Raw genomic sequence first — 25,756 nt, 5'->3', positions numbered from 1 at the left:
GAGGAACGCCTTGTCGCCTAGTCTAGTTGTCCATGGCCACCAACCTTCATAGCCTTATCGCCGGTGTACTGCAGCCGATGACCCACGCAGAGCTGAGCGAGGCGCCGCTACGAATCGCCGGGCTGGTCGTGCCAACCGGCGAGGGTCTCTCAAAGCGCCAGCGTATCGACCTCGCGCTCGCCAACTTCACCGAGGAGGAATTGGCGCGGCTGGCCTTGAAGTTTGCGGCTCAGCGCGGAGACATCCCCCTCGACGAGGCCGGTCGCAAGGTGCTGGAAGCCAGCGACCCGCCTCTAAGCCACATCACCCGGCGCGACGTCGCGCGGATCTTCGGAGATGACCTCGCTGGCGAGCGTGGCACGGTGGAGATGGTCGGACGCTACTTCCCCCTCTCCACACCTATTGAAGACTTCCTCGGGAGCAAGGGTCGAAGCCTGCGCGATCAGATCGATCGGCACATGGATCATAATCCCGGTGATTGGTCGGTTGAATATCTGTTCGGCGAAATCGGCGCATTCGACTGCTCCAGAGCCCGGTTCGGTGCACTGCTCGAAGAAGCTGTTCACCCCCTTTCTCGGTCGGGAGAGGAGCAATTGCAGACGGTCGCCGCGCTCAACAAAGTCCTTGCGCGCGATGGATACGAGCTGGCGCAGGAAAGCGAACTCTCTGGTCACCCGATCTTCGGCTTCCGCCCCCTCGCGCGCGGAGTCGGTGGTCGACCCAAGAACTTGATCTTCGCCTCGCGCGGGCCCAAGCCGGAAATCGGCTTCGCCGACGCCGTAAACAACGACATCGTCATTCTTTCCGGCGAGGAGAGCTGCCTGGTCTACGACCGGCCGATCAGTTCAAACGGCCTGCTCTGGTCCGAACTCGTCGCTTGGTGGAAGGACGTCACCCCTGGGGCCAATGCAGCGAATCTTGGCGCGCGCCTTCAGGAATCCTTGGCTTCAGACGCAGAGCGCAAGCTCTTCGCCACGTACTTCAAGGCCTATCGATCCGTCCTCGCCGAGGCGCTGCCCGCACTACTTCCGCAAGTCTATCTTCACTATGACCCCGCTGTCGTGAAAACTCTGCGCCATCGCCTCCCTCTTCCGCGCCAGCGTATGGATTTTTTGCTGCTCCTCCCCGGGCGCCAACGCATCGTGCTGGAGGTGGACGGAAAGCACCATTTCTCGGAGAATGAGCATCCATCGTTGAAGGTCTATGCCGACATGGTCTCGGCCGACCGCGAGTTGCGCCTGGCCGGATATGAGGTCTACCGTTTCGGAGCGAACGAGCTGGTCGGCGACGGGGCCGAATTGAGGATTACCGATTTCTTCGTGAAGCTCTTTCGATTGCATCGCGTCGGGCACTGACGCGCCTCGACCGAAGGCGTTAAATACCTCTTGCATGTCGGAAAATCAGACATTATATTCGCTACGGGTCCCAGAAAGACACAGCGATGACAACCGCCACACTCACCCCGCCACCCGTCAAGATTGCGTCATTCCCCTTGGCCGCCGTCGAGGCAAAACTGCGCGACGAACTGGTCGAGGCCGTGAAGATCGAAGCGTCGATTAGAGGCATGGCCCTGCCGGCGGCACCGGCAGGTATCGCCAAAGCACCCGTTCACGTGGACTCGTTGGTGGTCGTTTCAATCCTATGCGCTGTTGAACCGATCGTCGGCTTCGAGCTGTCTGAGAGCGTCGTCCGCGCAGGTGGATATACTTCGGTCGACAGCGCACTCGGTCAGCTACTGCCCCGTTTGGAGAAAGAGTGGACGAAGAAGAAAGGAGCGAAATCATGACCGAACTCGCAGTTCATCAGGATAACGATGACGAAGCGCGCCGGCTTCTGGGCGATCGGCTACGTGAAGCTCGCAAGTATCTCGGCCTCAAACAGGAAGAAGTCGCGACCTATTTGAAGATCCCGCGAACGGCGCTCACGGATATCGAGAACGGTCAGCGCCGTGTCGAGGCGATCGAACTCGCCCGGCTTGCCAAGCTATACCGTCAGCCAGTGGGCTATTTCACCGGGGAGGACGCTGCAGCGAGCCTGCCGATCGATGTGGCCCACCTGGCGCGCAAGGCGGCCGACCTGTCGGAGCAGGACCGCACCGAGCTCGGACGTTTCGCCGAATACCTGCGCGCTCGGTCGCGCGCCGCGGGAGGCTAATCATGGTGGCCGCGGATTATCCGAGCGCGGTACGTGCCGGCACGATGGCCGCGGCCCGGCTGCATCAGCAGCTTGGCCTGCGTCAGCAGATCGAGGCGGCTGGCGGCAGCGTCGATGTCTTCGCGGCCATCCATGCCCTGGATTTGCCCCTGCTCGTGCGGCCCCTGCAAGGGCTCCTCGGTGCTTATCTGAACGATCCTGGGCCCGGTGTCCTCGTGACGACGCAGCGTCCGATGAGCATTCAACGGTTCACAGCGGCCCATGAGCTCGGTCACTTCCGCCTGCAGCATCAGCCCAGTCTCGATGATGAAAGCATTCTGCGAAGGATGCCGCTGCAAGCGCAGCCGACCGGTGACTTTCAGGAGGTTGAGGCCGACGCATTCGCGGTCGAGTTCATGATGCCGCGGTGGCTCGTCGCTTGGCATGCGGCTCGTCAGGGCTGGACCGTTCCCGATTTTCGGCGACCGAGTGCGGTCTACCAGCTTTCGTTGCGGATCGGCGCGAGTTACGAGGCGACTTGCTGGACGCTCGCCCGCCACAGGCTCATCCAGGCGGCGCAGGCCCGGGAGCTTCTTCAGACCCAACCGCGTGAGATGAAAGTCGCCCTGCTTGAGGCCTACCAGCCGCAAGATTACCGCGGCGATGTCTGGCTGCTTACCGAGCGCGACGCAGGAGCGCGCATCGACGGAAGTCGCAATGATCTGTTTGCTCTCCGGCTCGAAGAACACAGCGGCGGAGGCTATCTCTGGGACATCGATCAGCTCAAGGAGAGCGGGTTCGCCGTCGTTCGCGATGACCTGCAGGCGATTGACGCCGACGGCGTCGGCGGTCCTGTCATCAGGCGCGTGACGGCAACGCCACCGGACACTTATCGCGGACGGCTCGCGATCGACGAACGTCGACCATGGGATCCCGATCCGCCGCTTGCGACCCTTGCCGTGGACGTTGATCTCACCGGTCCTGAGCAAGAGGGACTTTCGCGCGCCGAACGGCGGAGGCTGCTTGAGGCGGCATGAGCGACATTACGATATCGGCCGATCTGCGGGCTTCTTTTGGTGCTGCCCGCAATCAAGGAGCACGCCCTACCTGTCTTGCCTTCGCGGCGAGCGATGCACACGCCGCTCTACGTGACGGTTGGGTGCCATTGTCCTGCGAATATGCCTTCTTTCAAGCACAGCGGCGTGCGGGCCGGATGCCGAACACCGGCGCACTGTTGTCCTCGATGCTGGAGGCGCTCCGTGAGGACGGGCAACCCGAAGAGAGCGCCTGGCCCTATCTATCGGCAACGCCCGCAGATGCAGCGTCATGGGCGCCGCCACGCAAGATCGGCAAGCTGTTCGGCCGCAACGGCGCGGCCGCCACCCACTCGATCGACCGCGTCATGCAGGAATTGGATCAGGGGCGCCCTGTGATCGTCCTGACGATGCTGTCGCGCGCCTTTTATCAACGGAACCCTCAAGGCGTCGTCGATCCGGCGCCCGGCGAGCAACCGGAACCTGACCGACGCCATGCCGTCATTGCGGTCGGTCACGGCAAGGTTGACGGCCAGCGTGCCGTCCTGGTGCGCAATAGTTGGGGGCCGAGCTGGGGCGATGCGGGTTACGGCTGGCTCACGGAGCAATTTCTTGGCCCACGCATTTATGCGGCCGCAACTTTGTTGGAGGAGGTCGATGTACCTGCCGATCCCATCGCAGCCTGACTGCGCGAGCGCTTGGCGCGAAGCCGTGCGCGCCGTCGATGATCGACCGGGCCACTCGGCCTACAATGTGATCATCGACATCGCAAATCCGATCGCCCATGCAACGCTGGCGGATGCCCGAATAGCGGTCGTCGACGGGTTCCTGTCCGACTGCGACAAGTCGGTGGAGACGGTGGCGAACACCATTTTTCCGGTCGGCCTTTATCGCCGCTACGGCGCACCTGCCTTTTTCGACATTTTCCGCGACAATGTTCTGAAGAAGGTTCGGCGAAGCGAACGCTGGTCCGGTTACTATTTCGAGCGCATGATTCAATACCCGGTGGCCGAGGGTGACGCGCCCAATCAGCTCTGGGATATCGTCGGACGCCTGAAAAACGAGGGCGTGCGGGCTCTGAACAAGTTCGAACTGTCGCTGTTCGATCCGGTCAGGGACGTCGATAATTCGCCTTATGGCGGACAGTGCCTCAGTTTCATAAGCTTCAAGGTCATACCTGGCACAGAAAAGACGCTGACCTTGACCGCGATGTATCGCAATCACTTCTATATCGAAAAGCTGCTGGGCAACCTGATCGGCCTTGGCCGCCTGATGGACTTTGTCGCTCACGAGGCGGACTTAAAAGTCGGCGGGCTCACCGTCATTTCCACCCATGCCGAAATCGACCAACCCCGCCGCAACGGAAAGGCCGCGAGCCGGTCCGACATTACTGCGATGATCGCAAAGTTCGATCAGGCAGCAGTCCCTCTTGCGGCTTGAGGCTCGCAGAAGGGAAGCTCGAGCGTCTGTTCGTCGTCATCGTCGGCTGCGAGACCGTAGATGTGATTGACGCCCGAGATGAACTCGGCCTGGCCGCCATAACTTGGATGGCGGATGATCTCGACCGCTATATCAAGCCCGTTTAGCGCCATGCCGGCGTCGCGGCCGATCGCGACAATCCGGCGCGGCTTGATCATTGCAATGAGAGCCGTGAGCAACGGCCACGTGGCTTCGCGCTCGACCCTTGTGTGGCAGCGATTCGAGAAGGGGTCATCGGCCTCGTGCGGATGAAGAGGAAATATATTCCACAACACGGCGGGTTCGCCGATTCGAGTTAGCACGCTCCAGACGATGGCGGCGGTCCGCTCAGCAACCACCGGACCTTTTGTCGCGCGATCCAGTACTATCCCGCCCATCAGCGCCGCAGCCTGGGCCAAATGGACCTCGTCGGTCAGCGGTACGCCCGTTCTGCGGCCGCCGCGATAGCCCAAATCGCGGGCGATCCAGATCGTGTCGACATGCGCTGTCAGGGCTGCGTCCAGACAGCGCACAAGATTCCGCCGCCGGATGCGCGCCGCATCTGCTCGATCATGAGCAGGACAACAATCGGCATAAGGGTTGAACACCGAAGGGAGGTGGGTTTCGGCGAGGGCTTGCGCAAAGGACTTCGGCGTTTTCAAGGTAGTGCCTCGATTGTCAGGCGACGGTTATTCGTATCGATGTGGAGACGCCCGCGCCGATGCTCGCGCAGGAAGCGGAAAGCGGCATAGCCCTGCAAGATCGCCTCTTCCCAAAGCCACAACGGAATGTGCTCCGCTTCATACCCGGCGACGAACTGGCGGACATGCTTGAGCATGTCGAACGGCAACTCACCAACCTTGACGTCGGCGAAGCAATTCAGGGCCACGGCTTGCCCAAATATCCATGTCGTCACGCCCTCTTCGATCAGCGTGGCGCGTGCTCCATCCTGTGCCTCGTCGATCTTGGGATCGCTTTTGCGCTTGAGGCGGAAAAGACTGCGGACGACAGGTGACCACGTCAAGACCGCCACGTAGGCGTAGTGAAAAACGTCGTGAAAGCGGTAGTCATCGGCGGTCATGGCGTTGTCGGTCAGACGATCGCCAATGTTCAGGCCGTTGCAGCGTTGAAAAACGTAGGTCTGGCCACGAACTTTGCGTTCGAACACGTCGACGTAGAGGTCGCGGGGCAACTGCTCCTCAGCTTCCGCGGACTCGTCAAGCGGCGTCGGATAGATACGTTCGCGAGGCCAGCGATCGAAGATCTTATTTAGATTCTTGATCGCCGCCGCCTCAAGCGTGACGCCCGCTTCGTTCGCGGCCTGAATCAAAGTTCGCATGATCGCAACCAGGCGGCCCGCCAAAGCTGCTTGGTTATTGGTCAAGCGGCCGGCTTCGTGGTCGGTCACCAACAGGCCGACTTCGCCTGCGAGCTGGAGCATGGTCTTCTCGAATTCCGGCGACGGCTCCAACCGGCGCGTCATTATCGCGGGTTGGAGGGAGGCGAATGAAAGCGGACCATCGGGCGCGTGTTGCCAGTCCGCATATCCTCGATTTAGATTCCCGGCGATATCGCCGAGAGACAGCCCGCCGCGCGCGGCTACTGCAGTGAGATACCAAAGTACGTCACCCAATTCCTCGACGACCGCGCCTGCATAGCCGAGATATGAGGCTCGATCTCGCTGCTTCTTCTTGACCTCGCTGAGTAGGCTGCCGGTCTCGCCAAACAGACCGAGCAGCGGAAACGTGAGCGAACCGCTGTCGCTTCGCTGGTCGGTGGTCGACGCCTGCGAGACGTAGTCCTGAATGCTGAGCGGGGTGAACTCGTCCGTCATGCCGGCCGCCTCTTTCGACGGTCGGAGATCGCTTCGTCGGGGACGGTCACGCCATACGCCTTGAGCGCACGAAGGACGACGACCCGGATCGGCTCGCGCGTCTCCGCAGCCCGAATGCCGAGGTGGTGCTTCGTGACCGACGGCACCTGAATCTGCAGGTACTCATCGATCTCGTCGCGTGACTGCGAGAAAGTCGCTTTCATAAGATCACAATACCATATATTTCATGAAATTACTATATGATGAAACTATAAATTCTGGCGTTATCAGAGATTGAGGACCAGCTGGATGCTCCGAGGGCTCAGTTGCTTTTGCCCCAAGGAGGCGGCGAGTCACGCATGCGGGCGACCGGCCCGGCCGTAGCGAGGCGTCGCGAAGGGATTGCACACGCGCGACATCCATATCTCTGACTTCGTGTTTGACGCGACCAAGGTCAGGGTACAGGACCGCAGATGAGGGAAGCTCGCGTGGGTCGGGTCAGCAGATCCGCACCACCGAAGAGGGGGAGCACATGACCGATAAACGGCCCGAAATGGACGGCGATTCAATCACAGGCGCTATAATGAAGGGCGACGTTGTGGGGATCCGAGACGCACGATTAAATCAAATCATTCACGATATAACCGAATGGGCTCGGCGTCGTTGGACCGCTGAGGATTCGCCGAACCTGGTAACATATGAAATCATCGAGCTCACATACAGCTACCCCAAACGCGCGCATGACCTTATTGAAAGCATGCGCGCATTGATGCAGGCGGATCGCGTTGTCCCGGCAGTCATTCTGGCGAGAGCGCTTGTTGAAACGATTGCAATGGGCCGACACTTCATCGACAAGATGGAGAAAAGTTTGTCTGATGGAGACTTCTCTCGATTGGAGGCGCAGTTCTTCAGGTTCTATGCAGGCTCCAAGCTCGGGGAGGCAAAGATCAAGTCGGTCCATGTCAATGATGCACTTCGCGAACTAGAGTCTGCGGATGTCGACTACGTCTCCCATCTTGTCAATAAATATCCATTTCTTTGGAGCATGGCGGGGCCGAACCCAACCGAAGCGTTCAAAGGCCAGGCGTCGCTGCTCCAGACCTACGACAAACTGAGCGAGATTTCTCACCCCAACGGCCTCGGAACTCAATACCTCTATCCGGCTGACGACGCGCCGGACAATTCGGAGGTTATGGCTTTCTATCGCTACATGACCGGTGCTGCGATTTGGCAGGCTCATCACCTGCTCGCTGCACTCGATCGGATGGAAACATTCCCAGATCGTTTCATCGCGAAATTCCCCGATAGGACCCAGTTCTCCGATGACAATCCGCTCCGGAGCAACTCGGGCTAGCAATTGTGCTTACGCATCCTGCTGGCGGCATTTAGCTGGGTATGTCAGCGGAAATCCGGCGACACTGGCGCTCAAAGGACCGAATCTTCTGTCAGATTCTTAGGCGTGATCAATCCTGGCGAATGCCGCGCGGCTTCGGCAATTCGTTCACTATAGGCAGTGTCCGCGAGGGCAATGATCGCGCGCCCGGCCGAAAGATGCTTTCTGCCGCCAAGGCCGATGCTTCGGCAACTCCGGCACTGATCAGCGAACCGGCTACGCCGCCCACGGCTCCTCCCGTGATCGCGCCGGTCAGCGCGGCGGCGACCGGCCCGACAACGAGTAGTGGTCCGAAACCGGGAATCACCAGCAGCCCTAGACCAGCGAACAACCCTCCCGCCCCGCCGGCGAGCATCGAAACACCGGCGCCGACTACGCCGCCGACATCGATGTGATGATCGAGCGCGGCGTCCTGCCGACGATCACGCGCGGGTTCTGAGAGTACAAAGAAGACAAGGCGTTGCTTCGCCGGTTTGTTACAGAGTGGCGATGACAAGCGTCATATTCGCAAAATCGGCCTCATCGCCCTCGTTCGCCTTCGGCACGGCAGTGGTGCTTCCTAAGCCGCGTTAGCCAGCTTCCTGGCTGCGTCTGCCTGGGAATTAATTGCAGGCCGGCGCTTCCGAATAAATCTTCCCAGATGCGTATACGTGGTCGGACTCCGAATCGATTGCTCGATATCGTCGTGCCACTGGGGCGTGATCATCACTTCAACTATCGAGTCGACGATCTTGTCTTCGACGATTTCGCGCGCCACGCCGACCAAGAGCTTGGTGTTGACCGCAGCAGCATAGATCTCAAGAAAATTCATGAACTCAACGAACGCGTGACGCTGCTTTGCGAGATCATCCTTCGTCGCGGAAAGCGCCGCCTCGCGTTCATTCATCGCTTTCATGAATTCCTGAAGATGCTGCAGGGTAGCAACCTTCCGACCTCGCCATGCCTGATACGCGCTGATCCACAAGCCCAAAGCGGCGGCGATGGTACCGACCGCTTGTGCATATGGGAGCAGACTGGACGCGGACAACTACGTCTTCGATGCAGGCGGCGCGCTGGGCGCGGGCGCCTGTTGCGAAGCCTGCGTCGGGGCGGCCGGGCGGCTGGCGAGAGCAGTTGCTAGATTAGAAGACGATGCTCCCCGTTGCTCAAGCGATCCCCGGAGATTGCCCGAGCTTACCCCATTCAAGCTGGTGGCCGGCTGGGCGGTGCCTGTCGTGCCCGGTCGAACGGACGCACCATATTCCTTGGTCATGATTGCACCTTAGAACTGCTTGCCGGTAATACAAAGCTGCTGAACGACGCGTCCGCACTCATCGCATTTCTCTCACGCCGCTTTCGAAGAATTTGCCTGTTTCTCCTCGCCAAGGTCGAGTGTTAGTTGCTTGCCGAAGACACGTTCCAACAAGATTTGAAAGGTCGCCTTGTCAGGCGAGGCACGCAGAAGCGTCATCACGCTCACGACTTGTGTCTTGAAGTGCTCCAGCCCGATCTTATCCGTCAGGAATTGATGATGCTTGTACTTGCGGCGATGTTTCTCATTCGAGGGATTGCGCGCATCTAAGGCCGGCAAAACGGGAGACGGCATCTTCTCGTAGATCAACTTTCGAATGAGCGTTCCCGCATAGCGGGGGCCGCGATTATTCGACGTATGCTTCCAGCCGTGGACCCGATGAAGTTCTTTCATGAAGTCGGGCGGGATCGCGGTGGTCCATGGGCGATGCTCGGGAAGAACATAGGCTTCCAGGATTCGCTGAAGCTCGTCGCTCTCACGCTTGTACTGGTATCCCGTCGCCTCATCGATCAGCGCGATAAGACCGATCCGCGTCAGGCTTGAGGTGATCAGCCGGCATTGAAATGCGATGGCAGACTGCTGGCGTTGCAGGACGCCGGCGCCGTCGGCACGGATCACGGCCTCCGCAATGTCGATCAACGTGTCGGAATCGAAGCCGTAAGCGACAACTCGGTTGATCTTGAACTTTACCGGATTGCGAACCCTCTCCAGCAGATCCTCGGAAACGAAAGACCTAATGAGCTTTCCGGAGACAAAAAGCTCAAGTCGGCTCATGCCCTTCTTCATCGAGCCGCCGCGGGCGATGTTCAGGGTGTCTGTCATGCCGGCCGTTGTTATCACCCGACGGCCATCGTCCAGCACGTAGCAGGGGACTTTGGTGTCGCCGATCCGGATCGGGCGGTCTGGGCTTCCGAAGACGGCCTTCGGCGCAGGCTCCCAGCGCGAGTTGGCGGCCTCCCGGGCAATGGCCACGCGCTCTTGCGGGCTCAGACGCTCCGCCCGCAGCTTGCCGCCTTTGCTCTGAGGCGTCTCGGGCAGCGGCAGTGCCGCAGCGTCGTCTTCGTCACGCCAGGCCAGTTTTTCAGCGGCCCGCAACAAATCGTGGTCGTCCGAATGCATACGCCCCTCCAGTGCTTGCTGGTCAGTGGATAGAAATGCTTGCTGATTCGCAAGCATGAAGGGAGGTTTCCACCCAGATGCTTGCTGACCGCGCCGCACTGAAGGCGAGCGTCTGGCCGATATTTACGGTCCTTGTGAACCACCCTGCTCAGGCGCTAGCGGTTGTCTTCGCAGAGCAAACATGCCCGGTTGAGAAGGCGTAGGCGATGACGCCTGCAGCCTATCACTCGGACGAATGTCCACTGCATACCGTCGAAGGTCGGGTGTCCCGCCCCGCGGAAGTGTCAACCAATGATATCGCGCGGAGCTTCTTGTCTTCTTTAGCCAAGGACCGCTCAACGCTGGGACATGCTCTGGCGATCGGCGATTGAACGCCCTTCCCCCGTCTCCATACTTCCCGGACCGGCTTAAGATGCCCTGTATGGAATGTCGGATCGGCTGATCGGGAAGTTCCAGTCGATGCCGGTAGAACGGAGCATGGTGCGCAAAGTCCGCTCCGTATCAGGCGGCGCCGCGGGACCGACAACGATTTCGGCGATCTTGTGCTGGACGCGGAGCGGCATTGGTTGGGCGATGTAGGGAACGATCTCGCTGCCGCGAAAGCGCGTAGTAACGAAGGGCGAGACGACAGTCGGCGTTCCCATCATCACCAGGCGGACTTCCTGCTCGTGTTCATAAGCGGGGTGCTTCGAGGTCAGGCAGTTCCAGACGAGCGGCGAAGCGATGATTTCGCGGACGAACTGGTCCATGAAGGGGATGCCGATAGATTTTTCAACCAATAGATCGGCGTTGGCGTCAGCGGCCGCGAGAAAGATCGCCGCGGCTTCTTCGAGACAGGCTTCATGCCGGCCGCATACATCGGCGAGACTGTAGCGCACCGGCCCGACAAACTCCGGGAGTTGACCGTGCGGCGGGGCATCGGCGACAGCGAACAGCGAGGGGGAGAGCCCGATTGCGACGCCGCGTCCATTGTCCGCATAGGCGCGCCACTGCCCGAGATCGTCCCGTGCGCGGCTGAAACAGGCGATGAAGAATTCCAGGTTCGGTGCAAAATTATCGTGCCGAAAGAGATCGAGGAAGTAGTCGAGAAACAACCGGACCCGGCCATCTGCTCCGGTGACGATGTGGTGCACTACATCGCGGGCCATATCGATGCCGTGGGTCAGTTCGCTGGGATCGTTGAGGTGGCGGTAGTCGGTGAACCAGATCTGTCCGGTTTCGAGGATGCCCTTAAGGCCGCGCACGTCGGTGTAATGATAAAGTGTCTGCGTAATCGTGCTGTTGTTCTGCTCGGATAGCAGATGCTGGCTCGTCCAGCCCTTGAAGGTCTCGATGGCCTGTTGAAGCTGCGGCGGCAACGGCACACGGCTGTAGTCGGGAGGGTTGGTTTCGGACATGGGATCGCCGTCAAGTTGCTGGTGTGAGGAGACGGCCGCTGGCGTCCATCTCGAAATGGATGGGGTGGCTGATCGCCGCGAGGTCGAAATAGCTCCGGCCATCGACCAAAACCGGCCAGGCGTACCAGGGCGACGTGCAGGTCGAGACCAAGTAGGTCTCGTCCGGAGCGTCGGCGCGGACGGTGGCGAGCGGCAGGTAAGCCTCAGTGACGATGGAGACATTGGTGAGCTGCACGTCATTGTCCTCGAACACGAGAACGGTCCGGGCGGCATCCGACTGTTTCCAGCGGGCGAGCTTGGGAAACTTCTTTTCGCAGGCGCGCGCGATGCGCTCTACCCGTGGCGTCTCGACGCCGCGCGTCAGACGCTTGAGCTGGAAGCGGCCCCCCATGCCGGCGATGCCGTCGAACCGCACCAGTGACACCTGGAACGGCACGCCGGTCGGCTGGGCTGTCGTCAGCGTGCCCCGATAGTCGGCATAGCGTCGTGGCGGCAGCGTCGGCGCGGTGGCGGTGATCCATGTGAGCAACGCGGTCTGAATGGCGCGGACCTCGGGCATCTTGCGGTTCGTGAAGGCGTCGATCGGCAGATGCATTTCGATGACGACGCCGTCGGCCAGCATGGCGCTCAGCGATGCAGCCGCAGCCGCCTGAAGCGGCGCGAATAATGACGATCCGCGATTCTGGTGTGCCATGAAGCCGTCGAAAGGCTCGATGCCGGTGTGCTCGAGGGCATAGAGCTGGCCGCCCAGACGGAACGTCATCTCGACGCGGGCATCCGCCGACGTCTCGCTCCCCCGGTCGCGGATCTGCACGTCCGAGCGCGGTACGCGCTCGCGTTGCTCAAGGTGCTGGATGATGCCCTCGCACGTCTCGGTTTCGTGAAAGGCCAGCATCGCCCAGCCCCTCCTCACTGACGCTGGAAAGTACCGGGCTGGTTGCCGCGATTGCTGCAGACGTAGGTCCGCCCAGTGGACTCGCTAGAGATCATCACCGATCCGCGACGGGGCTGCAGTGCAGCGCGGATCGCACGCTTGAAATCGGTCCACGACATATCCTCCGGCCGCTCGATCCGCAGCGCGGTCTTGTGCGGAATCGATTCGGCGTCGAGACCCCAGGATCGCAAAATTCTCTTTGCGTTGCGGATGCTGTCGCCGACGACGCGGTTAAACTCTCCAAAATAGGTACGCATGACATCACTCCTCATCTGAATCATCGGCGGCAAAAGCGATCGACACCGTCGCCAAGCCGTTGTTGCGGCTGAATCCAATCAAGACCCCTTCCCGATTCAGGGCAAGACGGATTGCTTTCAGGGTCTCAGGTCTGGAATCCCGCCCACGCTCGACGTTGGAAACCGTGCCTGCAGAAATGCCGGCTTGGGCCGCGAGCCCTCCTTGATCCAGACCCGCCATCATACGCGCGGCCGCGTAGGTGCGGCCGAGCGCCTGGCTATTGGAAAGATTGAGCGGCATTTCCCATCCTCGGTTCCACTTAAATTTTATTACCTTAAGTATGGCCAAAATATGGCATATATCTTATAGCTAAAGTTTAGGACCGCTATGGGCTGCGTCTGCAGATCTCATCAACGGCGGTCCCCTTCCCGTCCAGTCTGCTCGTTGCTACTTGGCAAGGATGGATGACGACAGCGCCCTGCGCGGATGTAGCGCCCTATCACAATCGCCAGATCGTGGTGCTCCGATCCGAAGATTGGGCGGCTTGGATTCACCCCACAAAACCTGAGGACGAACCGCTTCGACCGTTCACCGCCGGCTCGCTGGTGGTCCAGACTGTACGCGAGGGGCGCGCATGAGCTTTGAGTTTCCCACGCCTGAAGGATTTTTCGGGCTCTTTTGGCCGGCGAGGATCGTGCATCCTTTCGGCCATGAAAGGAGCCCATGCCGATGACGACCCAAGACCTGTTGGACAAGATCACACAACTACCGGAGAGGCCAATCGACGTCCCGACGGCGCCGCCCGATCGAACTGGTGGCGTTCGTGGTGCGCTGGAACCGCGGCCTGCGGCAATGGAAGACGACGACACTCGCCTACTTCGCGCGTGTCTCGGTCTCGACCGTGGAGCGCATCGAACGCGGCGAGCGCGTGAGCGACGACGCCCTGGACAGGATCGCCCAGGCATTCGGCTATGAGGCGGGATATTTCACGACGCCCCGCCTGCCATTGGGCGCCGAGCAAGCGGCGGCCAGCCTGGTGGACACCTATTCCCATCTTGAAATCGTCCCGGTTGGGCCGATGACGACGCATCGCGCCGTTCGCGACGCTGCGCGTTGTGATGCCGTCCTGATTCATCGTCCGGAGGGGTCCGACGTCTATGACGATGACATCGCAGGTTTGCAGGAATGGCTCGATCTCGCGTCATTTATCCTGTCCGATCCCCCGCCGTCCGAGCGGGGTCGGCGCGACCTCTACAACGACATCCTAGCCTGTGTCGCCGACCTCGAACGACGGGGCCTGACCGTCCTGTCGGGAGTGATGCCGGCTCCGCAAGATCGTTTGCCCGACTGGAAGGTCGCGGTCGTCTCGATCACGCCGCGGCTCACCGACCCGGGCGCGGCGAAGCGGCGGCACCTGATGGTCGATCGCCGCGTGGTGACGTTACCGTCCGGGCCGAAGACTACGTGAGGCGCCGGCCTCTCCGGCCGACGATGATTGCGAGCATGTTCACGACCGACCAAGTCCCTTCGGCGCAGAGCGCGGCGGTTCTAAAATCGGCGAACCGCTTGTGCTGGAGCGCCAAGGCCAGGCGGACCGCCGCCTTCGCGTGAGCGCGGGCCTCTTCGTTGCTTGAGCCTTTCAGCTCCGCTTCGAAAATTGCCTCTAGCATCCGCTTGGCGTCGGTGTCGCTCGGGGTCTTGTCGTCGATGAGCGGATGCCGGGTGGGATCGTAAACCTCCTGCGCCACGGAGATCAGCGCCTCGCGGCAGAGCAGCCCGACGCCTTGATATTGCTCCTCCGTCTCGGCGCTATCGAGCCGAAGCCGCATCTCCTGGAGCTGGCGGTCGACTTTCTGCCAGCCAGTCGGCTCCTCGAAGACGACCGCGCGGCGGGCGGATTGCGCGACAAAGATCGGTTTGCCGGAAATGGTCTTTCCGGCCACCACTTGATAGCCGTCAGGCGTCAACGCCTCGTTATAGACACGCACGAGCGTCGATACTTCATCGTCGGCGGGCCGTACGACCGGGTGCACGGTCTCGCAGAGAAAGCGGAGAAATTCGGCATCCGGTCCGTACATCAAATTGAACCGGCGATCGTAGAAGACCCAGTCGCTCTCCCAGTCGCAATTGCGTACACAGTGCTGATAGATGTCGCCGGCGGCATCTTGATAGCGATGGTCAAAGGACGGCAGCTTCGATAAGTCGTAAAGCCTTGCCAGAAATTCGTCGTCCTGCAACCGGCCGGCCCAACTCAGCTTCGCAATGCTGAAATGGTCGATAACGGCGCGCCGCGTAACCTCCGAGAGTTCCTTCGGCGCTTCATCTACATCGGAGGTCATCGGTGTCCTGTCCATAGTGACTAGGCGGGGGCAAGCACGGCCAAGCGCTCGCAGATGAATTGTGCGATCTGCGCAGGGCTGAACCTGCGCGCGTCGACGTAGCCGTCGGTCTTGAAAACGCCGTCGACAGCGCCGTCGTCGGTTCGCACGAACATGATGCGGGCATTGTCCCGCTCCATGATGATCTCCCTGATCGCCCGAAACTCGATGCCGCACCAGTCCTTCCTCTGATAATCGGAGCCCAGGAACACGACGATGAGCTTGGAACGATGCCGATAGATCTCCTGCAATAAGGTGTCGAGCGATGGCCGCGCCAGTTGCGACACGTAGTTGCTGTCGTAGAAGTAGGAGTTCGGGCCGATTCTCGCCTCCAGCTCGCGCGCGACTTGTTCGACGATCGCTCTCACCTCTCCCGGAAAAGAAAGAGCCACGTCGAAATTATGCCTGGTGATATCGACAGTCTTGGTGGCCTGCCCGGTCCATGACGGCAGCGTAATACGCCGCGCGGCATGCAATTCCTTCGCAAGATTGACGTCCTTGACCGCCCAATGCGTCCGGTTCATCTCCCAATTACCGATGTCGAGCTCGAAGGTGAGCTGTTCCAGATCGTCGGCGGACAGAAATGGATCAATCGCTTGGAGCTCGTATTCGATCCGAACCTGTCCCTGCCGTTTCGCGATATCACGGATCAGGCCGAATTTCGGCGCGAGCTGGTTGAATGCTTCGTAGGCGAAGATACACGGCAAACGTTTGAGTTCCGAGACCGCGGCCTCGTCCAGTGCTCCGAACCGCTCGGTGATCGCGTTTTCGGTGTATTCGCGGACACAGCGCGAGAATTCGATCTGCCAGGGCTCGCCGTTCCAGGCCTGGGCATTGGAGGAAACAAGAAGATTGTACATCGAGACGACCGCTGTTGCCGGTTTCGGGATTGGGCTTCGTGCTTTGGAGGTGTTACCGGCGGTTTTATCGGAATTTTCACGCCGGCGCACTGATCCGATCGCGCAAGGTCCGACGAAGATGAGCAGAAATACCCGCTGAGGCTTTCGGCAAGAACAAGCGCAGATCGCCAGTGGCCTATCAGGGGTCAAATAGCCCAGCGAGTCCGGGCCATTCGTTCAGAACCCTTCCCGCTCTCGCGCTTATGACCGCCGGAGCTGTCGGCGCTGCCAGCAGCACGACGCCATAGGGCACAAAGAGCATGGAGACCGATCTCCAGCCTTGGGTTTGAAGCACGGCAATGGCATGCCCATGGCCGGTCGACTCAAGCGGCCATAGATGCCGATTGTGAAGATCAATGTAGATCAAAGCATCCAAGCTCGCGCAGGTGGCGGCGCCATAACGCGCGGCTTTCGCCGACAGGCGGTGGGCGACGAGCTGTGCCGCGTCGTCGAACGACACCGGCTGCGAGGGCGTGTACGGCTCCAGTACATCTGCGACACGTTGCGCATCGCGATATCGGTCCTGACGCTGACGCCACTCTAGTCCGCGTCTCTTGTTGCCAACGACCTCCATGATTTGGAAATCGGCGGCTCGAAATCTGACGTCGATCGGCTCTTCGTTGCTCGCAATGATCTCGCCGTCCTCGAAGGCTTCCCCGGCACAACGAAGGAATGCGCGCACGATCATGCGCTCACGCTCCGGCTTTTGCGGATTTGAGAAAAGGCGCCGGGCGCGATCAGCGTATTCGCGCAGTTTGGCGAGAATTGCGTTGTCGGAAAGGGTCATTGTCTCCAAAGATAGCGCGCCTGGTCACCCAGTTTCTGTGACTTCTTCTTCAAATGGCACGGCGGTCGCGGCAATCGCATCGCGCAACTCGGCTAGCTCCTGATGAATCCCGGCGCAGCGCTTGGTCGCGTCGCGCACCTGCTGGACGTCAAAGACGTTTGGACCGTGTTCGGCGCGCTCGAATTCGTCGAGATATTCAAGGTTCTTTTTCACGAGCCCGACCCGATAGGGCTGGTGCGGCTTGCCCTTGAAGGCGCCTTCCCATGTCTCGCCATGGACCAGGAAATTGCGTATCGGCCGCAACTCATCCAGCTCCTTGTAGAGGCGTTGCAGCGTCGCCTTGTGTTCATCGGGCACACCCCCGAAGTCACACCATTTCTTGAAGATCTTGATCTTGTCTGCGAATGTTCGCCCGGAATATTCGTCGAACAGCGCTTCGAGCGGTGCCTCATTGATGAGGTCCATCAACAGGAGCATCCTGAACTCGACGCGGCCCATCTCGGTCAAAAACTCCCCGAGCCCCTGATGTATCGCATCGGACGGCGTTCGTACCCCAGACTTGAGGCGGCGCCGCCATTTCCGTCGCCGTTGAGCTTTTCTTGAGTTCCTCGACATAAGTATCCCTTAAGCAGGACCGAGGCCCACTGGCCGGAGCGTGTTCACTCCGATATCCCAGCCCGGGGGTGCCGCAATTCCGCGATCCCCCTTTCAGTAGCAGGACAATGCCGGGCGACGTAGGGCTTAAGCTCGCGGCGGCGACGGTTGGTGACAATGGCTTGGCATAAGACTTCAGACGGTTCGTTCCTGGATCATAGCGGTAATGTTCTGTTCTTTAGCAAAGATCGGTTCGTGAACGATATCTGTTTTGGTCGCTGCTGCTTTATCTGCGGCGCGCAGCCTGGGTCAAAAGTGTTCAACGACGAGCATGTTATTCCCGAGTGGGTGCCGCGGAAATTCAATCTGTTCGACAGGACGATCACCCTGCCGAATGGCGGGATCGTCAAGTATGGACGCTTCAAAGTCCCCTGCTGCCAGGACTGCAACTCGCTGATGGGACGCCAGATCGAAGAGCGGATCAGCAAGGTCGTCAATGCCGGCCCGGAGGCCGTGCAGAAGCACATCGCCGAGGGCAACGGGTTGGAGTTATTCGTCTGGTTGGGCCTGATCTTTCTCAAGGTCCATCTCAAGGACAGGGAGTTTCAAATACACCACGATCTTCGCAAACCAGATGACAAGATCGGAGACCTATATGACTGGCAGGCACTGCATCATATGCACTGCCTCGTGCGGTGCTTTGTGAACGGAGCTTCTCTGGAGAAAGAAGTGTTTGGATCGCTGGGGGCTTTTGCAGCGAAGACCGAAGCATGGCGTGAGCAGTTCGACTATCGACGCCCAGACCATGCTTCTTAGGCTCGGAAATGTTGCGCTGGTCACGACCTTCAACGACGCATGCGGGGCAATAAATGGCGCGATGCCAAAACTCGAGAAAATCGAAGGATCGTTGTCAGAGATCCAAGCGCGCGAGGTCATGGTTGACTTCGCCTTCATGAATCTGAGCCTGAAAGAACGACCACTTTTTTATACCGAGTGCGACATGGGGAACGAGACGATTACCGAGAAGGCCGTGATGCCAGATCACTTCGAGTTGGGTGAACTTAACTTTGCACTGCGAGGACGCCTGCTGCGCGACTCGTTCGGCGAAAGCGTGAAGCAGATACGAGTCGCAGGGAGGACGCAGCAGGAAATCGAACAGGCGATCGACGGTGGACGCTTCAGCGTTTTGGTTGACGAAAATGGCACGTTCATCAGGAAAAATTTTCACGCCTGATTCACCGTGACCGGCGCGGTGTGATGATTCCCGCAGCAGGTGCTCGTGACGATCTCAACGTACGCAGAATGCGGCGAACGCTAGCCGGCGATGGAAGGGAGAATAAGCTGCGGCTGGACCTACTGAGTAGCGCGGCGGAGTTCGCCAAAGTTCGCCGACGTTTATTCAACGGATATTCGACGACTTCTCCAAATCGGGTCTAAGTCATTGAAATTTCTGGCGCTCCCTAGGGGAATCGAACCCCTGTTTCAGCCTTGAGAGGGCCGCGTCCTAACCGCTAGACGAAGGGAGCGTGAGGGAGAGGACATAGCCGCGAATTTTGTCGGCGGCAAGCCTCGATCGGGGGTTTCGAACGGCCGCTTAACCGTCGTCTTGGCGAGTTCCGAAGCCGGCCTTACGGCTCATTGGCAAATTTCAGCTTTCCGGCCGGCTTCAAAGTGTGCGCATCGAAGGTGCGGATCTCGGTGACGCCGCCGATATCGAGCGTGACCACAAGGCGGTCGCCGGCAACCCCGGTCGAGACGATTCTGGCGCCCTTCGGCAGGGTGGCGGTGACGTCGCCCACGGTCTCAGGCGCCCTTCCCTCCGACTTGAAAAGGCGGTAGCCCACCGCGATCAGGACGGCGCAGATGGCCAGCGCCGAGGTCAACCCCGCGATCAGCATCATCCGCCGCACCCGCGCGAACAGCGCGGCCTGCTCGGGGGTCGGTTCGGGAACAGCGGTATCAGACGTCGTCATGGAAATTATGGGCTCTGCGCAAAGGTTGGAGGTCACGGTCGAAGGCGACGAGGGCTCGGCCCGGCTCGACCGCGTGCTGGCGGCGCGCCTTCCCGACCTGTCGCGATCAAGGCTCAAAACCCTGATTCTGGCGGGCGCGGTGAGCCTGAAGGCCGCCGCGGTCCGCGACCCCGCTTATCACGTCACATCCGGCGATACGATCATAATCGACGTGCCGGAGGCGGCCCCGCCAGAGCCCAAGGGCGAGGATATCGCCCTCGATATCGTGTTCGAGGACGACGACATCATCGTCATCAACAAGCCGAAGGGGCTGGTGGTGCATCCCGCCGCCGGCCACGAGACCGGCACCTTGGTGAACGCGCTGATCGCCCATTGCGGCACCTCGCTGTCGGGCATCGGCGGGGTGCGCCGACCCGGCATCGTGCACCGGCTGGACAAGGACACGACCGGGCTGATGGTGGTCGCCAAGAACGACCTCGCCCATGCCTCGCTCACCGCCCAGTTCGCCGACCACGGCCGCACCGGGCCGATGCGGCGCGGCTACATGGCGTTCGCCTGGGGCCTGCCCGGCCGCCATCGCGGCACGGTCGACGCGCCGATCGACCGCCATCCGCATGCGCGGGAGAAGATGGCGGTGCGCCAGGGCGGCCGCGAGGCGGTGACGCATTGGGAGCTACTCGAGAGTTTTGCCAGCCGCGACGGCAAGCCGATCGCTTCGCTGCTGGCCTGCGAGCTCGAGACCGGGCGCACCCACCAGATCCGCGTCCACCTCGCCCATATCGGCCATCCCCTGATGGGCGACGCGATCTATGGCCCGCATTTCAAGACCAAGGCGAACCAGCTCGGCCCCGAGTCGCAGGCCACTTTAACGGCGCTTGGGCGGCAAGCCCTGCATGCTTATTTGCTGGTACTTGAGCACCCCCGGACCGGAGAACTTCTTCACTGGGAGGCGGGCCTGCCGGAGGATTTGCTTCTCCTGGAAAGCGCGTTGAAAGCGGCGCTATGACGCAGGGGCTTTGAGAAAACCCTTACCTTACAAAAAGTTATAGCTGCCACACGGGGACGTGACGTCAGCAATCCTTCCCTTTTTGACCCCCCATGGGGTATATTGCGGCTGCGTTGGAAATGACCAACGCGGAACATCGCAGCTACGGCCGGCTTTAACCAAGCGGTCGTCTGCCTGGCCCGCCGCTATCGGGGGCCTGAACCTTTGGAGGGCTTCACAATGGCCCGTACCGCTGCTCTGCCGGTCCTCAATGGAGAATCCGGCCTTTCACGCTACCTCGGCGAAATCCGCAAGTTCCCGATGCTGGAACCCCAGCAGGAATACATGCTGGCCAAGCGTTGGCGCGAACACGATGATCGCGACGCTGCGCACCAACTCGTCACCAGCCATCTCCGGCTCGTGGCCAAGATCGCCATGGGCTATCGCGGCTACGGCTTGCCGATCTCCGAGGTCGTCTCGGAAGGCAATGTCGGCCTGATGCAGGCGGTCAAGCGTTTCGAACCCGAAAAGGGCTTCCGTCTCGCCACCTACGCGATGTGGTGGATCAAGGCGTCGATTCAAGAGTACATCCTGCGTTCCTGGTCGCTCGTGAAGATGGGCACCACCGCGAACCAGAAGAAGCTGTTCTTCAACCTGCGCAAGGCGAAGAGCAAGATCAACGCGCTGGACGAGGGCGATCTCCGCCCCGACCAGGTGAAGATCATTGCCAAGCGCCTCGGCGTCACCGATCAGGACGTGATCGACATGAACCGCCGCCTCGGTGGCGACGCGTCGCTCAACGCTCCGATCCGCGACGACGGCGAAGCCGGCGAATGGCAGGACTGGCTGGTCGACAATACGCCCAACCAGGAAGCCATGCTGGCCGAGCACGAGGAATATGATCACCGCCGCGACGCCCTCACCGGCGCCATGGGTGTGCTTAACCCGCGCGAACGCCGCATCTTCGAGGCCCGTCGCCTCGCAGATGAGCCGATGACGCTGGAAGACCTTGCTGCCGAGTTCGGCGTGTCGCGCGAGCGCGTCCGCCAGATCGAGGTCCGCGCCTTCGAGAAGGTGCAGTCCGCGGTCAAGGGCACGATTGCAAGGGCCGAACAGGCCGCGCTGGAAGCCGCGCACTAAGCGCAGACTTCCGCGCCAAGAATTGGCGGATCGACAAGAGACGAAAAGCCGGCGGCAACGCCGGCTTTTTGTTGTGTGAGCTGCGGCACGTTCGTGGGATGCGCCGGCGGGGCATCTTGAACGCCTGTGACGGGTCAACCGACCAAGGATTATCGGGCCACATTCAGAGAGCGGACACACGCCGTGTCGATCATCCTGCAATCCACCGTCGGCGGCTTCTCCGCCCAGTTCATGCGCAAGCTTCCGCTGGTCGAGCAGGCCATGCGCGACCACGGCCTCGACCCATCGGAGTTTGTGATCTCCAAGGACTATGCCTCGACCGCAACGATCCCGATCATCGGGCCGTTCTTCTTTAATTACAGCGTGTATTTCGGCGAGGAGGAATTCACCGTCACCGAGCCGAACGACATGGTGTTCCTGGACTACTTCTTCAAACGCGTGCTGGCCGCAGACGGGCCGCCGGAATTGCCAGAGCAGCCGGGATTGATCCGGCGCTTGTTCGGCTGGATGGCGCAGCCGGTGTAGGGTCACGGCGCCTCTTCTTCACTCGGCCCGCTTGCGGGGAGAGGGAGCACACCTCCTACTCCCCCCACATCCGCGCCAGCGTTGCGAGCCAGCAGCCCTCGCAATAGCGGGCGTCCTTGAAGTCGATCCAGTTGTGGGCATAGACGTGGTCGAGCGGGATGCCGTAACGCGCGCGCAGGACCTGGACCAGGATCTTCCAGGCCGCGACCTGCGCCGCCGTCGGGCCGATCGCGACATCGGGATAGTTGCCGGCGAACTCGACGCCGATCGAATTGTCGCGCACGACCTGATGATAGGTCGCGCTGTTGTCGACATATTTGTTGTCGTTGCGGTTGGCGCCGTCGGTATGGGTCGGCACCAGATTTTCCGCGACCGACCAGTAGACCGTGCCGTCGGTCTCGACCCAGATCATCACGCCGCGCCGGGTGGGATTCTTCGACTGCGCCTGCGCGCCGCCGCGCGCTGAGCCCGTTGGCCCTTCGGTCTGGTGCACGATGATGTTGCGCCAGGCGTGGGCGTTGGCGACATCGCCCCATGGCGCGAGCCAGACGATCTTCAGGCCGGGAATGTCGGGCGTGCCGCTGCTGCGTGCGAGCTTTGCGAGCTCGGCATCCATTGCGGCGGCGGGAACGATCAGAAGAGCGGCGACAACAGCCGCGAACAGGCGGGACAGCATCACGGGGATCCAACAACAGACCCGAGCGTAGCAGGCTTCAAGCGAATTTTCGTGCGGCTTCGACCGGCTCGGGCGAGAGCGGCGGCGCCGGGTCATAGACCGCAAGGTCGTTCTTGCCGTTCTTCTTGGCGGCATAGAGGGCATGGTCGGCGTGGGCAATCAGCCTATCAGGGAATTGGCCGATGCCGCGATCCCATTCCGCAACCCCGATCGAGATCGCGATCGGAATGTCGTTGCCGGAGCAGCCCGCGGCATCCTGGCGGCAGACCTCGAGCACGCGGCGGGCGATCAGCGCGCCTTCGCGCATGGAGGAGGACGGCAGCACGACGCAGAACTCGTCGCCACCGGTGCGGGCGAGCATGTCGCCGGGCCTTAAGCGCGTCTGCGCCATCAGCGTGAAGTGTTGGAGGCAGGCATCGCCCGCGGCATGGCCATGGGTGTCGTTGATGGTCTTGAAGCCGTCGAGATCGATCACCAGCAGCGAGAACGGCTCGCCGCTGCGCTCCGAACGGGCGCATTCCTCCGACAGCCGCTGCAGCAGATGGCGGCGGTTGGCGACGCCGGTGAGATCGTCGAGCAGCGCGAGATCCGCGACCTCGTTGCGCAACCGGTCCATCGCCATCAGCAGGAAGCCGAAATTGAGCGTCATCGAGAGGAAGAGCAGCGCCAGCACCATGACGGCATGGCCCTGACCGCCGGCCACCGCGGAAAAATCGCCGCCGAGCGAATTGCCGACCGCGCGCGCCACGAAGATCGCGATGATCGTGAGGATGACTATGCCGGACAGCCGCGCGCCCGGGCTGACGCGGCCTTCCGGCGGCGACAGCAGAAGACGCAGCGACAGCACCAGCGGCAGGCCCTGCCCGACCGTGTAGCTGAGCATGCGCAGCTGCATCTGGTCGAAAGCGATCTTGAAGAGCACGACACCGGCGAGGCTCGCCACCCCAGTCGCGATCATGAGGCGCAGATGCACCGGCCGGTCATAGAAGCGCTGAATGCCCATGGCGGCCAGGCAACTCGCCGCGATAATGCCGGCGGCTCCGACCACAAGCGGCGCAGGAGAATCGACGAACATGCGGACCAGAGCCGTCATCGCCCCGGCCGCACCGACGAAGGCCGATGCCATCCAGTACCGCGCAGCCTCGAATTTCGGATAGGAGCGCGTGACATAGGCCCAGATCAGGCCGAGTGCCGAGAAGTTGACGACGAAGACCATCCAAAGCGTCGGTACGTTCAGCATGACGCCCGCAGCACGCGCAGCGTCCCGCCCCCTGTCTTTGGCAGCCGATCGTCCATGACCCGTCCCCGTGTTCTTGCGGAGGATCATGTGCCGGTTGCACTTAACGGATCCTCACTGCGATCGTCGAAAGCGCGCCCTTGGTTTTGGATTCATGAACGGCGTCTCTCGATTATCTGATCGTTAGGCACATCGCCGGCGTGCATCGCGATCGCGTCGATGCGCGTCGCGATGCGGATTCGCCGACCAAAATCACCCGAAAATGCATCTGAGCTGTGGATAACGTAATGACACAGATGTGACAGCACGGGGCATAGACCTGCGAATCTGCTGAGTTTGTCATTGAGGATGTTGCGAGGCTGGCCCTCCGCCGAGCGTTCCTCGTGTCGCGTTTCACCATTAACCCTTAAGAGGATCCTATGGCTAAGAAAGCGAAGAAGGCGAAGAAGGCGACGAAGAAAAAGGCCAAGAAGGCCGCGAAGAAGAAGTAGCGCAGCATGTTCTTTGCCCGGGTGGAGTACGCTCCGCCCGGGCGTCGGGTCAGGTTGAGAGATTGAAGGTGGCGGGCCGCGAGGCCCGCTTTTTTATTGGCTACCGCTCGGCGAACGCCAGCTTGGCACCTAGCAGGGCAAAGCCTGCCGCAAAGGAGCGGCGCAGCCAGGCCATCACGCCGGGACGGGAGATGACGCGCTCGCGCACGGAGGCTGCACACAGGCCGTAGACGACGAACACCCCAAAGGTCATCGCCATGAAGGCGCCGCTCAATTCCAGCATTCGCGCCAGCACATGCGCCTCGTCCGCCGCGATGAACTGCGGCAGGAAGGCGAGGAAGAAGATCGAGAGTTTTGGGTTGAGGATGTTGATCAGGAAGCCGGTGACGATGACCCGGCGGCCGGAGCGCTCCTTGATCTCGCCATCGACCGCAAGCGCACCTTGCTCGCGCAGCGCCTGCCAGGACATGTAGAGCAGATAGGCCACGCCGCACCATTTCAGGGCGGCGAAGGCGAGCGCGCTGGTGTGCAGCACGGCAGCAAGCCCAAGCATAGCCGCGATCATGTGCGGCACGATCCCGAGCGTGCAGCCGAAGGCCGCCGCCACGCTGGCGCGCGAGCCGCGCGTCAGCGCCGCCGCCAGTGTGTAAAGCACGCCGGTGCCGGGCGAGGCGATGACAATGAGCGAGGTGAGCAGGAAGGACCAGGACATGCCTGATCCTTACCACTCCCGGCCATGGCGGAGAAGTCACGACACGGTCAGCGCCGCCAGATCGAGCAAGACCTGAAGCGCGAACGCGCTTTAGTTTAGCAGGGCGATCTCTGCTTCCCGCAGCACGTCAAGCGGCGCCCACGGCTTGGCCCAGAATTTTGCGCCGTCGGGCAACGGCTGCATCAAGGGGCGGCCCGAGGTCACCACGACGTCGAGCTTCGGATTGCGATCCTTGGCGACATGGGCGAGCTCGACGCCATTCATGCAGCCGGCGAGTTGCACGTCCGTCAGCATCAGGCAAAGCGCGCCGGCGTTCTTGTCCAGCACGCGTTCGGCGGCTTCCGCACTTTCGCACTGGATGACCAGATACCCGCTCTCTTCAAGAAGGAGACTCAGCATCTCCCGCTGCATGACATCGTCTTCAACGATCAACGCGGTCGCTTGAAATGGTTGTGCCTGACCCATCTGGCTGCTCCAAAAATGCTCGCATCCGCTTAAGTACCGTGGGTTAAGGACACAAGATGCGATATGGTTCGGTTCCATTCTGAAA

At 61.0% G+C, this 25,756-nt stretch carries 32 protein-coding genes and 1 tRNA gene; 13 read left to right on the top strand and 20 right to left on the bottom strand.

Annotated features, from left to right (window positions below):
* Nucleotides 1-32 precede the first annotated feature (32 nt).
* The 6 genes from YUA_RS0131965 to YUA_RS0131940 all read left to right on the top strand — a co-directional run bounded on the left by YUA_RS0131965 (nucleotide 33) and on the right by YUA_RS0131940 (nucleotide 4,607).
* On the top strand, nucleotides 33-1,355 hold the full coding sequence (locus YUA_RS0131965; RefSeq protein ID WP_027534357.1) for a hypothetical protein: 1,323 nt from the start codon (nucleotides 33-35) through the stop codon (nucleotides 1,353-1,355).
* An 86-nt stretch (nucleotides 1,356-1,441) separates the two neighbouring features.
* Nucleotides 1,442-1,786 carry a hypothetical protein gene (locus YUA_RS0131960; protein WP_051383481.1) on the top strand — a complete coding sequence of 115 codons (345 nt, stop codon included), beginning with the start codon at nucleotides 1,442-1,444 and terminating at the stop codon, nucleotides 1,784-1,786.
* Nucleotides 1,783-2,154, top strand: a complete 372-nt coding sequence (locus YUA_RS0131955) for a helix-turn-helix domain-containing protein (RefSeq protein ID WP_027534355.1) — start codon at nucleotides 1,783-1,785, stop codon at nucleotides 2,152-2,154. Before YUA_RS0131960 ends, YUA_RS0131955 begins: the two co-directional genes overlap by 4 nt.
* Nucleotides 2,155-2,156: 2 nt before the next feature.
* Nucleotides 2,157-3,170, top strand: a complete 1,014-nt coding sequence (locus YUA_RS45615; RefSeq protein ID WP_084292999.1) for an ImmA/IrrE family metallo-endopeptidase — start codon at nucleotides 2,157-2,159, stop codon at nucleotides 3,168-3,170.
* On the top strand, nucleotides 3,167-3,853 hold the full coding sequence (locus YUA_RS0131945; protein WP_027534353.1) for a C1 family peptidase: 687 nt from the start codon (nucleotides 3,167-3,169) through the stop codon (nucleotides 3,851-3,853). The genes YUA_RS45615 and YUA_RS0131945 overlap by 4 nt, the downstream gene beginning before the upstream one ends.
* On the top strand, nucleotides 3,825-4,607 hold the full coding sequence (locus YUA_RS0131940) for a hypothetical protein (RefSeq protein WP_027534352.1): 783 nt from the start codon (nucleotides 3,825-3,827) through the stop codon (nucleotides 4,605-4,607). Before YUA_RS0131945 ends, YUA_RS0131940 begins: the two co-directional genes overlap by 29 nt.
* On the opposite strand, the gene YUA_RS45610 is transcribed toward YUA_RS0131940, so the two are convergent.
* Genes YUA_RS45610 through YUA_RS0131925 form a run of 3 tightly spaced genes read right to left on the bottom strand, consistent with a single transcriptional unit; the run spans nucleotide 4,580 to nucleotide 6,662 of the window.
* A complete protein-coding gene (locus YUA_RS45610) occupies nucleotides 4,580-5,287 on the bottom strand; it encodes a uracil-DNA glycosylase (protein ID WP_035972325.1) in 708 nt (235 codons plus the stop codon). The genes YUA_RS0131940 and YUA_RS45610 overlap by 28 nt on opposite strands.
* On the bottom strand, nucleotides 5,284-6,459 hold the full coding sequence (locus YUA_RS0131930) for a nucleoside triphosphate pyrophosphohydrolase family protein (RefSeq protein WP_027534351.1): 1,176 nt from the start codon (nucleotides 6,457-6,459) through the stop codon (nucleotides 5,284-5,286). The genes YUA_RS45610 and YUA_RS0131930 overlap by 4 nt, the downstream gene beginning before the upstream one ends.
* Nucleotides 6,456-6,662: a hypothetical protein gene (locus YUA_RS0131925; protein ID WP_027534350.1), complete on the bottom strand. Its 207-nt coding sequence runs from the start codon at nucleotides 6,660-6,662 to the stop codon at nucleotides 6,456-6,458. The genes YUA_RS0131930 and YUA_RS0131925 overlap by 4 nt, the downstream gene beginning before the upstream one ends.
* A 308-nt stretch (nucleotides 6,663-6,970) precedes the next feature.
* Between YUA_RS0131925 and YUA_RS0131920 the strand changes: the two genes are divergently transcribed.
* The gene (locus YUA_RS0131920) at nucleotides 6,971-7,792 is read left to right on the top strand and encodes a hypothetical protein (protein ID WP_156947380.1); all 822 of its coding nucleotides are present in this window, start codon (nucleotides 6,971-6,973) and stop codon (nucleotides 7,790-7,792) included.
* Nucleotides 7,793-7,901: 109 nt separating this feature from the next.
* Here YUA_RS0131920 and YUA_RS47180 read toward each other — a convergent pair whose 3' ends face one another.
* The 7 genes from YUA_RS47180 to YUA_RS45595 form a co-directional block, all read right to left on the bottom strand.
* The gene (locus YUA_RS47180) at nucleotides 7,902-8,327 is read right to left on the bottom strand and encodes a hypothetical protein (protein WP_051383480.1); all 426 of its coding nucleotides are present in this window, start codon (nucleotides 8,325-8,327) and stop codon (nucleotides 7,902-7,904) included.
* Nucleotides 8,328-8,390: 63 nt separating this feature from the next.
* On the bottom strand, nucleotides 8,391-8,858 hold the full coding sequence (locus YUA_RS0131910) for a hypothetical protein (protein WP_027534348.1): 468 nt from the start codon (nucleotides 8,856-8,858) through the stop codon (nucleotides 8,391-8,393).
* 297 nt (nucleotides 8,859-9,155) lie between these two features.
* Nucleotides 9,156-10,298: a P63C domain-containing protein gene (locus YUA_RS0131905; protein WP_084292998.1), complete on the bottom strand. Its 1,143-nt coding sequence runs from the start codon at nucleotides 10,296-10,298 to the stop codon at nucleotides 9,156-9,158.
* 350 nt (nucleotides 10,299-10,648) lie between these two features.
* Nucleotides 10,649-11,638: a DUF2971 domain-containing protein gene (locus tag YUA_RS0131895; RefSeq protein ID WP_027534346.1), complete on the bottom strand. Its 990-nt coding sequence runs from the start codon at nucleotides 11,636-11,638 to the stop codon at nucleotides 10,649-10,651.
* Between the two features lie 10 nt (nucleotides 11,639-11,648).
* Complete coding sequence (locus tag YUA_RS51280) at nucleotides 11,649-12,533, bottom strand: hypothetical protein (RefSeq protein ID WP_051383479.1); 885 nt, start codon at nucleotides 12,531-12,533, stop codon at nucleotides 11,649-11,651.
* A 14-nt stretch (nucleotides 12,534-12,547) separates the two neighbouring features.
* Nucleotides 12,548-12,829: a hypothetical protein gene (locus tag YUA_RS0131870; RefSeq protein WP_027534343.1), complete on the bottom strand. Its 282-nt coding sequence runs from the start codon at nucleotides 12,827-12,829 to the stop codon at nucleotides 12,548-12,550.
* 4 nt (nucleotides 12,830-12,833) lie between these two features.
* Nucleotides 12,834-13,109, bottom strand: a complete 276-nt coding sequence (locus tag YUA_RS45595) for a helix-turn-helix domain-containing protein (RefSeq protein WP_035972320.1) — start codon at nucleotides 13,107-13,109, stop codon at nucleotides 12,834-12,836.
* A 514-nt stretch (nucleotides 13,110-13,623) separates the two neighbouring features.
* On the opposite strand from YUA_RS45595, the gene YUA_RS0131860 reads away from it, so the two are divergent.
* Nucleotides 13,624-14,277: a helix-turn-helix domain-containing protein gene (locus YUA_RS0131860; RefSeq protein ID WP_027534342.1), complete on the top strand. Its 654-nt coding sequence runs from the start codon at nucleotides 13,624-13,626 to the stop codon at nucleotides 14,275-14,277.
* Here YUA_RS0131860 and YUA_RS47170 read toward each other — a convergent pair.
* The 4 genes from YUA_RS47170 to YUA_RS0131840 form a co-directional block, all read right to left on the bottom strand.
* Nucleotides 14,270-15,148: a hypothetical protein gene (locus YUA_RS47170; protein ID WP_051383478.1), complete on the bottom strand. Its 879-nt coding sequence runs from the start codon at nucleotides 15,146-15,148 to the stop codon at nucleotides 14,270-14,272. The genes YUA_RS0131860 and YUA_RS47170 overlap by 8 nt on opposite strands.
* Before the next feature lie 20 nt (nucleotides 15,149-15,168).
* On the bottom strand, nucleotides 15,169-16,047 hold the full coding sequence (locus YUA_RS0131850; RefSeq protein WP_027534341.1) for a toll/interleukin-1 receptor domain-containing protein: 879 nt from the start codon (nucleotides 16,045-16,047) through the stop codon (nucleotides 15,169-15,171).
* A gap of 178 nt (nucleotides 16,048-16,225) precedes the next feature.
* Nucleotides 16,226-16,873, bottom strand: a complete 648-nt coding sequence (locus YUA_RS0131845) for a DUF1780 domain-containing protein (protein WP_027534340.1) — start codon at nucleotides 16,871-16,873, stop codon at nucleotides 16,226-16,228.
* 24 nt (nucleotides 16,874-16,897) lie between these two features.
* A complete protein-coding gene (locus tag YUA_RS0131840) occupies nucleotides 16,898-17,341 on the bottom strand; it encodes a hypothetical protein (protein ID WP_156947378.1) in 444 nt (147 codons plus the stop codon).
* A 381-nt stretch (nucleotides 17,342-17,722) separates the two neighbouring features.
* On the opposite strand from YUA_RS0131840, the gene YUA_RS0131835 reads away from it, so the two are divergent.
* Together YUA_RS0131835 and YUA_RS0131830 are read left to right on the top strand one after the other, a co-directional pair.
* Nucleotides 17,723-18,283, top strand: coding sequence for a hypothetical protein (locus YUA_RS0131835; protein WP_156947376.1), 561 nt, complete (start codon nucleotides 17,723-17,725; stop codon nucleotides 18,281-18,283).
* A complete protein-coding gene (locus YUA_RS0131830) occupies nucleotides 18,243-18,701 on the top strand; it encodes a hypothetical protein (protein ID WP_156947374.1) in 459 nt (152 codons plus the stop codon). Before YUA_RS0131835 ends, YUA_RS0131830 begins: the two co-directional genes overlap by 41 nt.
* A gap of 217 nt (nucleotides 18,702-18,918) precedes the next feature.
* On the opposite strand, the gene YUA_RS0131825 is transcribed toward YUA_RS0131830, so the two are convergent.
* Nucleotides 18,919-18,993, bottom strand: a tRNA-Glu gene (locus YUA_RS0131825).
* Nucleotides 18,994-19,095: 102 nt separating this feature from the next.
* A complete protein-coding gene (locus tag YUA_RS0131820; RefSeq protein ID WP_027534336.1) occupies nucleotides 19,096-19,440 on the bottom strand; it encodes a hypothetical protein in 345 nt (114 codons plus the stop codon).
* Between YUA_RS0131820 and YUA_RS0131815 the strand changes: the two genes are divergently transcribed.
* From YUA_RS0131815 to YUA_RS0131805, 3 genes are all read left to right on the top strand, one after another.
* The gene (locus tag YUA_RS0131815) at nucleotides 19,439-20,446 is read left to right on the top strand and encodes an RluA family pseudouridine synthase (protein WP_027534335.1); all 1,008 of its coding nucleotides are present in this window, start codon (nucleotides 19,439-19,441) and stop codon (nucleotides 20,444-20,446) included. The genes YUA_RS0131820 and YUA_RS0131815 overlap by 2 nt on opposite strands.
* Nucleotides 20,447-20,665: 219 nt before the next feature.
* Nucleotides 20,666-21,565 carry an RNA polymerase sigma factor RpoH gene (gene rpoH, locus YUA_RS0131810; protein ID WP_027534334.1) on the top strand — a complete coding sequence of 300 codons (900 nt, stop codon included), beginning with the start codon at nucleotides 20,666-20,668 and terminating at the stop codon, nucleotides 21,563-21,565.
* Nucleotides 21,566-21,748: 183 nt separating this feature from the next.
* Complete coding sequence (locus YUA_RS0131805; protein WP_027534333.1) at nucleotides 21,749-22,090, top strand: hypothetical protein; 342 nt, start codon at nucleotides 21,749-21,751, stop codon at nucleotides 22,088-22,090.
* 55 nt (nucleotides 22,091-22,145) lie between these two features.
* Here the strand turns inward: YUA_RS0131805 and YUA_RS0131800 are convergent, their stop codons facing one another.
* The 4 genes from YUA_RS0131800 to YUA_RS0131780 all read right to left on the bottom strand — a co-directional run bounded on the left by YUA_RS0131800 (nucleotide 22,146) and on the right by YUA_RS0131780 (nucleotide 25,671).
* Entirely contained in the window at nucleotides 22,146-22,766 is a 621-nt protein-coding gene (locus tag YUA_RS0131800) for a peptidoglycan recognition family protein (RefSeq protein WP_035972318.1), read from the bottom strand.
* 37 nt (nucleotides 22,767-22,803) lie between these two features.
* On the bottom strand, nucleotides 22,804-24,006 hold the full coding sequence (locus YUA_RS0131795) for a GGDEF domain-containing protein (RefSeq protein ID WP_027534331.1): 1,203 nt from the start codon (nucleotides 24,004-24,006) through the stop codon (nucleotides 22,804-22,806).
* Nucleotides 24,007-24,594: 588 nt separating this feature from the next.
* Nucleotides 24,595-25,206 carry a LysE family translocator gene (locus tag YUA_RS0131785; RefSeq protein WP_027534330.1) on the bottom strand — a complete coding sequence of 204 codons (612 nt, stop codon included), beginning with the start codon at nucleotides 25,204-25,206 and terminating at the stop codon, nucleotides 24,595-24,597.
* A 90-nt stretch (nucleotides 25,207-25,296) separates the two neighbouring features.
* Nucleotides 25,297-25,671 carry a response regulator gene (locus YUA_RS0131780; RefSeq protein WP_027534329.1) on the bottom strand — a complete coding sequence of 125 codons (375 nt, stop codon included), beginning with the start codon at nucleotides 25,669-25,671 and terminating at the stop codon, nucleotides 25,297-25,299.
* Nucleotides 25,672-25,756: the final 85 nt, after the last annotated feature.

The sequence above is a fragment of the Bradyrhizobium sp. WSM3983 genome, assembly GCF_000473045.1.
Classification (GTDB): domain Bacteria; phylum Pseudomonadota; class Alphaproteobacteria; order Rhizobiales; family Xanthobacteraceae; genus Bradyrhizobium.
This window is presented reverse-complemented; position numbering and strand designations above follow the sequence as displayed.

Bases quoted from the DNA above. Each gene is read 5' to 3' on its own strand.
- YUA_RS0131965 (WP_027534357.1), top strand. From the start codon at position 33: ATGGCCACCAACCTTCATAGCCTTATCGCCGGTGTACTGCAGCCGATG.
- YUA_RS0131960 (WP_051383481.1), top strand. From the start codon at position 1,442: ATGACAACCGCCACACTCACCCCGCCACCCGTCAAGATTGCGTCATTC.
- YUA_RS0131955 (WP_027534355.1), top strand. From the start codon at position 1,783: ATGACCGAACTCGCAGTTCATCAGGATAACGATGACGAAGCGCGCCGG.
- YUA_RS45615 (WP_084292999.1), top strand. From the start codon at position 2,157: ATGGTGGCCGCGGATTATCCGAGCGCGGTACGTGCCGGCACGATGGCC.
- YUA_RS0131945 (WP_027534353.1), top strand. From the start codon at position 3,167: ATGAGCGACATTACGATATCGGCCGATCTGCGGGCTTCTTTTGGTGCT.
- YUA_RS0131940 (WP_027534352.1), top strand. From the start codon at position 3,825: ATGTACCTGCCGATCCCATCGCAGCCTGACTGCGCGAGCGCTTGGCGC.
- YUA_RS0131930 (WP_027534351.1), bottom strand. From the start codon at position 6,459: ATGACGGACGAGTTCACCCCGCTCAGCATTCAGGACTACGTCTCGCAG.
- YUA_RS0131925 (WP_027534350.1), bottom strand. From the start codon at position 6,662: ATGAAAGCGACTTTCTCGCAGTCACGCGACGAGATCGATGAGTACCTG.
- YUA_RS0131920 (WP_156947380.1), top strand. From the start codon at position 6,971: ATGACCGATAAACGGCCCGAAATGGACGGCGATTCAATCACAGGCGCT.
- YUA_RS0131905 (WP_084292998.1), bottom strand. From the start codon at position 10,298: ATGCTTGCGAATCAGCAAGCATTTCTATCCACTGACCAGCAAGCACTG.
- YUA_RS0131895 (WP_027534346.1), bottom strand. From the start codon at position 11,638: ATGTCCGAAACCAACCCTCCCGACTACAGCCGTGTGCCGTTGCCGCCG.
- YUA_RS51280 (WP_051383479.1), bottom strand. From the start codon at position 12,533: ATGCTGGCCTTTCACGAAACCGAGACGTGCGAGGGCATCATCCAGCAC.
- YUA_RS0131870 (WP_027534343.1), bottom strand. From the start codon at position 12,829: ATGCGTACCTATTTTGGAGAGTTTAACCGCGTCGTCGGCGACAGCATC.
- YUA_RS45595 (WP_035972320.1), bottom strand. From the start codon at position 13,109: ATGCCGCTCAATCTTTCCAATAGCCAGGCGCTCGGCCGCACCTACGCG.
- YUA_RS47170 (WP_051383478.1), bottom strand. From the start codon at position 15,148: ATGACCTCCGATGTAGATGAAGCGCCGAAGGAACTCTCGGAGGTTACG.
- YUA_RS0131850 (WP_027534341.1), bottom strand. From the start codon at position 16,047: ATGTACAATCTTCTTGTTTCCTCCAATGCCCAGGCCTGGAACGGCGAG.
- YUA_RS0131845 (WP_027534340.1), bottom strand. From the start codon at position 16,873: ATGACCCTTTCCGACAACGCAATTCTCGCCAAACTGCGCGAATACGCT.
- YUA_RS0131815 (WP_027534335.1), top strand. From the start codon at position 19,439: ATGGAAATTATGGGCTCTGCGCAAAGGTTGGAGGTCACGGTCGAAGGC.
- YUA_RS0131820 (WP_027534336.1), bottom strand. From the start codon at position 19,440: ATGACGACGTCTGATACCGCTGTTCCCGAACCGACCCCCGAGCAGGCC.
- rpoH (WP_027534334.1), top strand. From the start codon at position 20,666: ATGGCCCGTACCGCTGCTCTGCCGGTCCTCAATGGAGAATCCGGCCTT.
- YUA_RS0131800 (WP_035972318.1), bottom strand. From the start codon at position 22,766: ATGCTGTCCCGCCTGTTCGCGGCTGTTGTCGCCGCTCTTCTGATCGTT.
- YUA_RS0131795 (WP_027534331.1), bottom strand. From the start codon at position 24,006: ATGCTGAACGTACCGACGCTTTGGATGGTCTTCGTCGTCAACTTCTCG.
- YUA_RS0131785 (WP_027534330.1), bottom strand. From the start codon at position 25,206: ATGTCCTGGTCCTTCCTGCTCACCTCGCTCATTGTCATCGCCTCGCCC.
- YUA_RS0131780 (WP_027534329.1), bottom strand. From the start codon at position 25,671: ATGGGTCAGGCACAACCATTTCAAGCGACCGCGTTGATCGTTGAAGAC.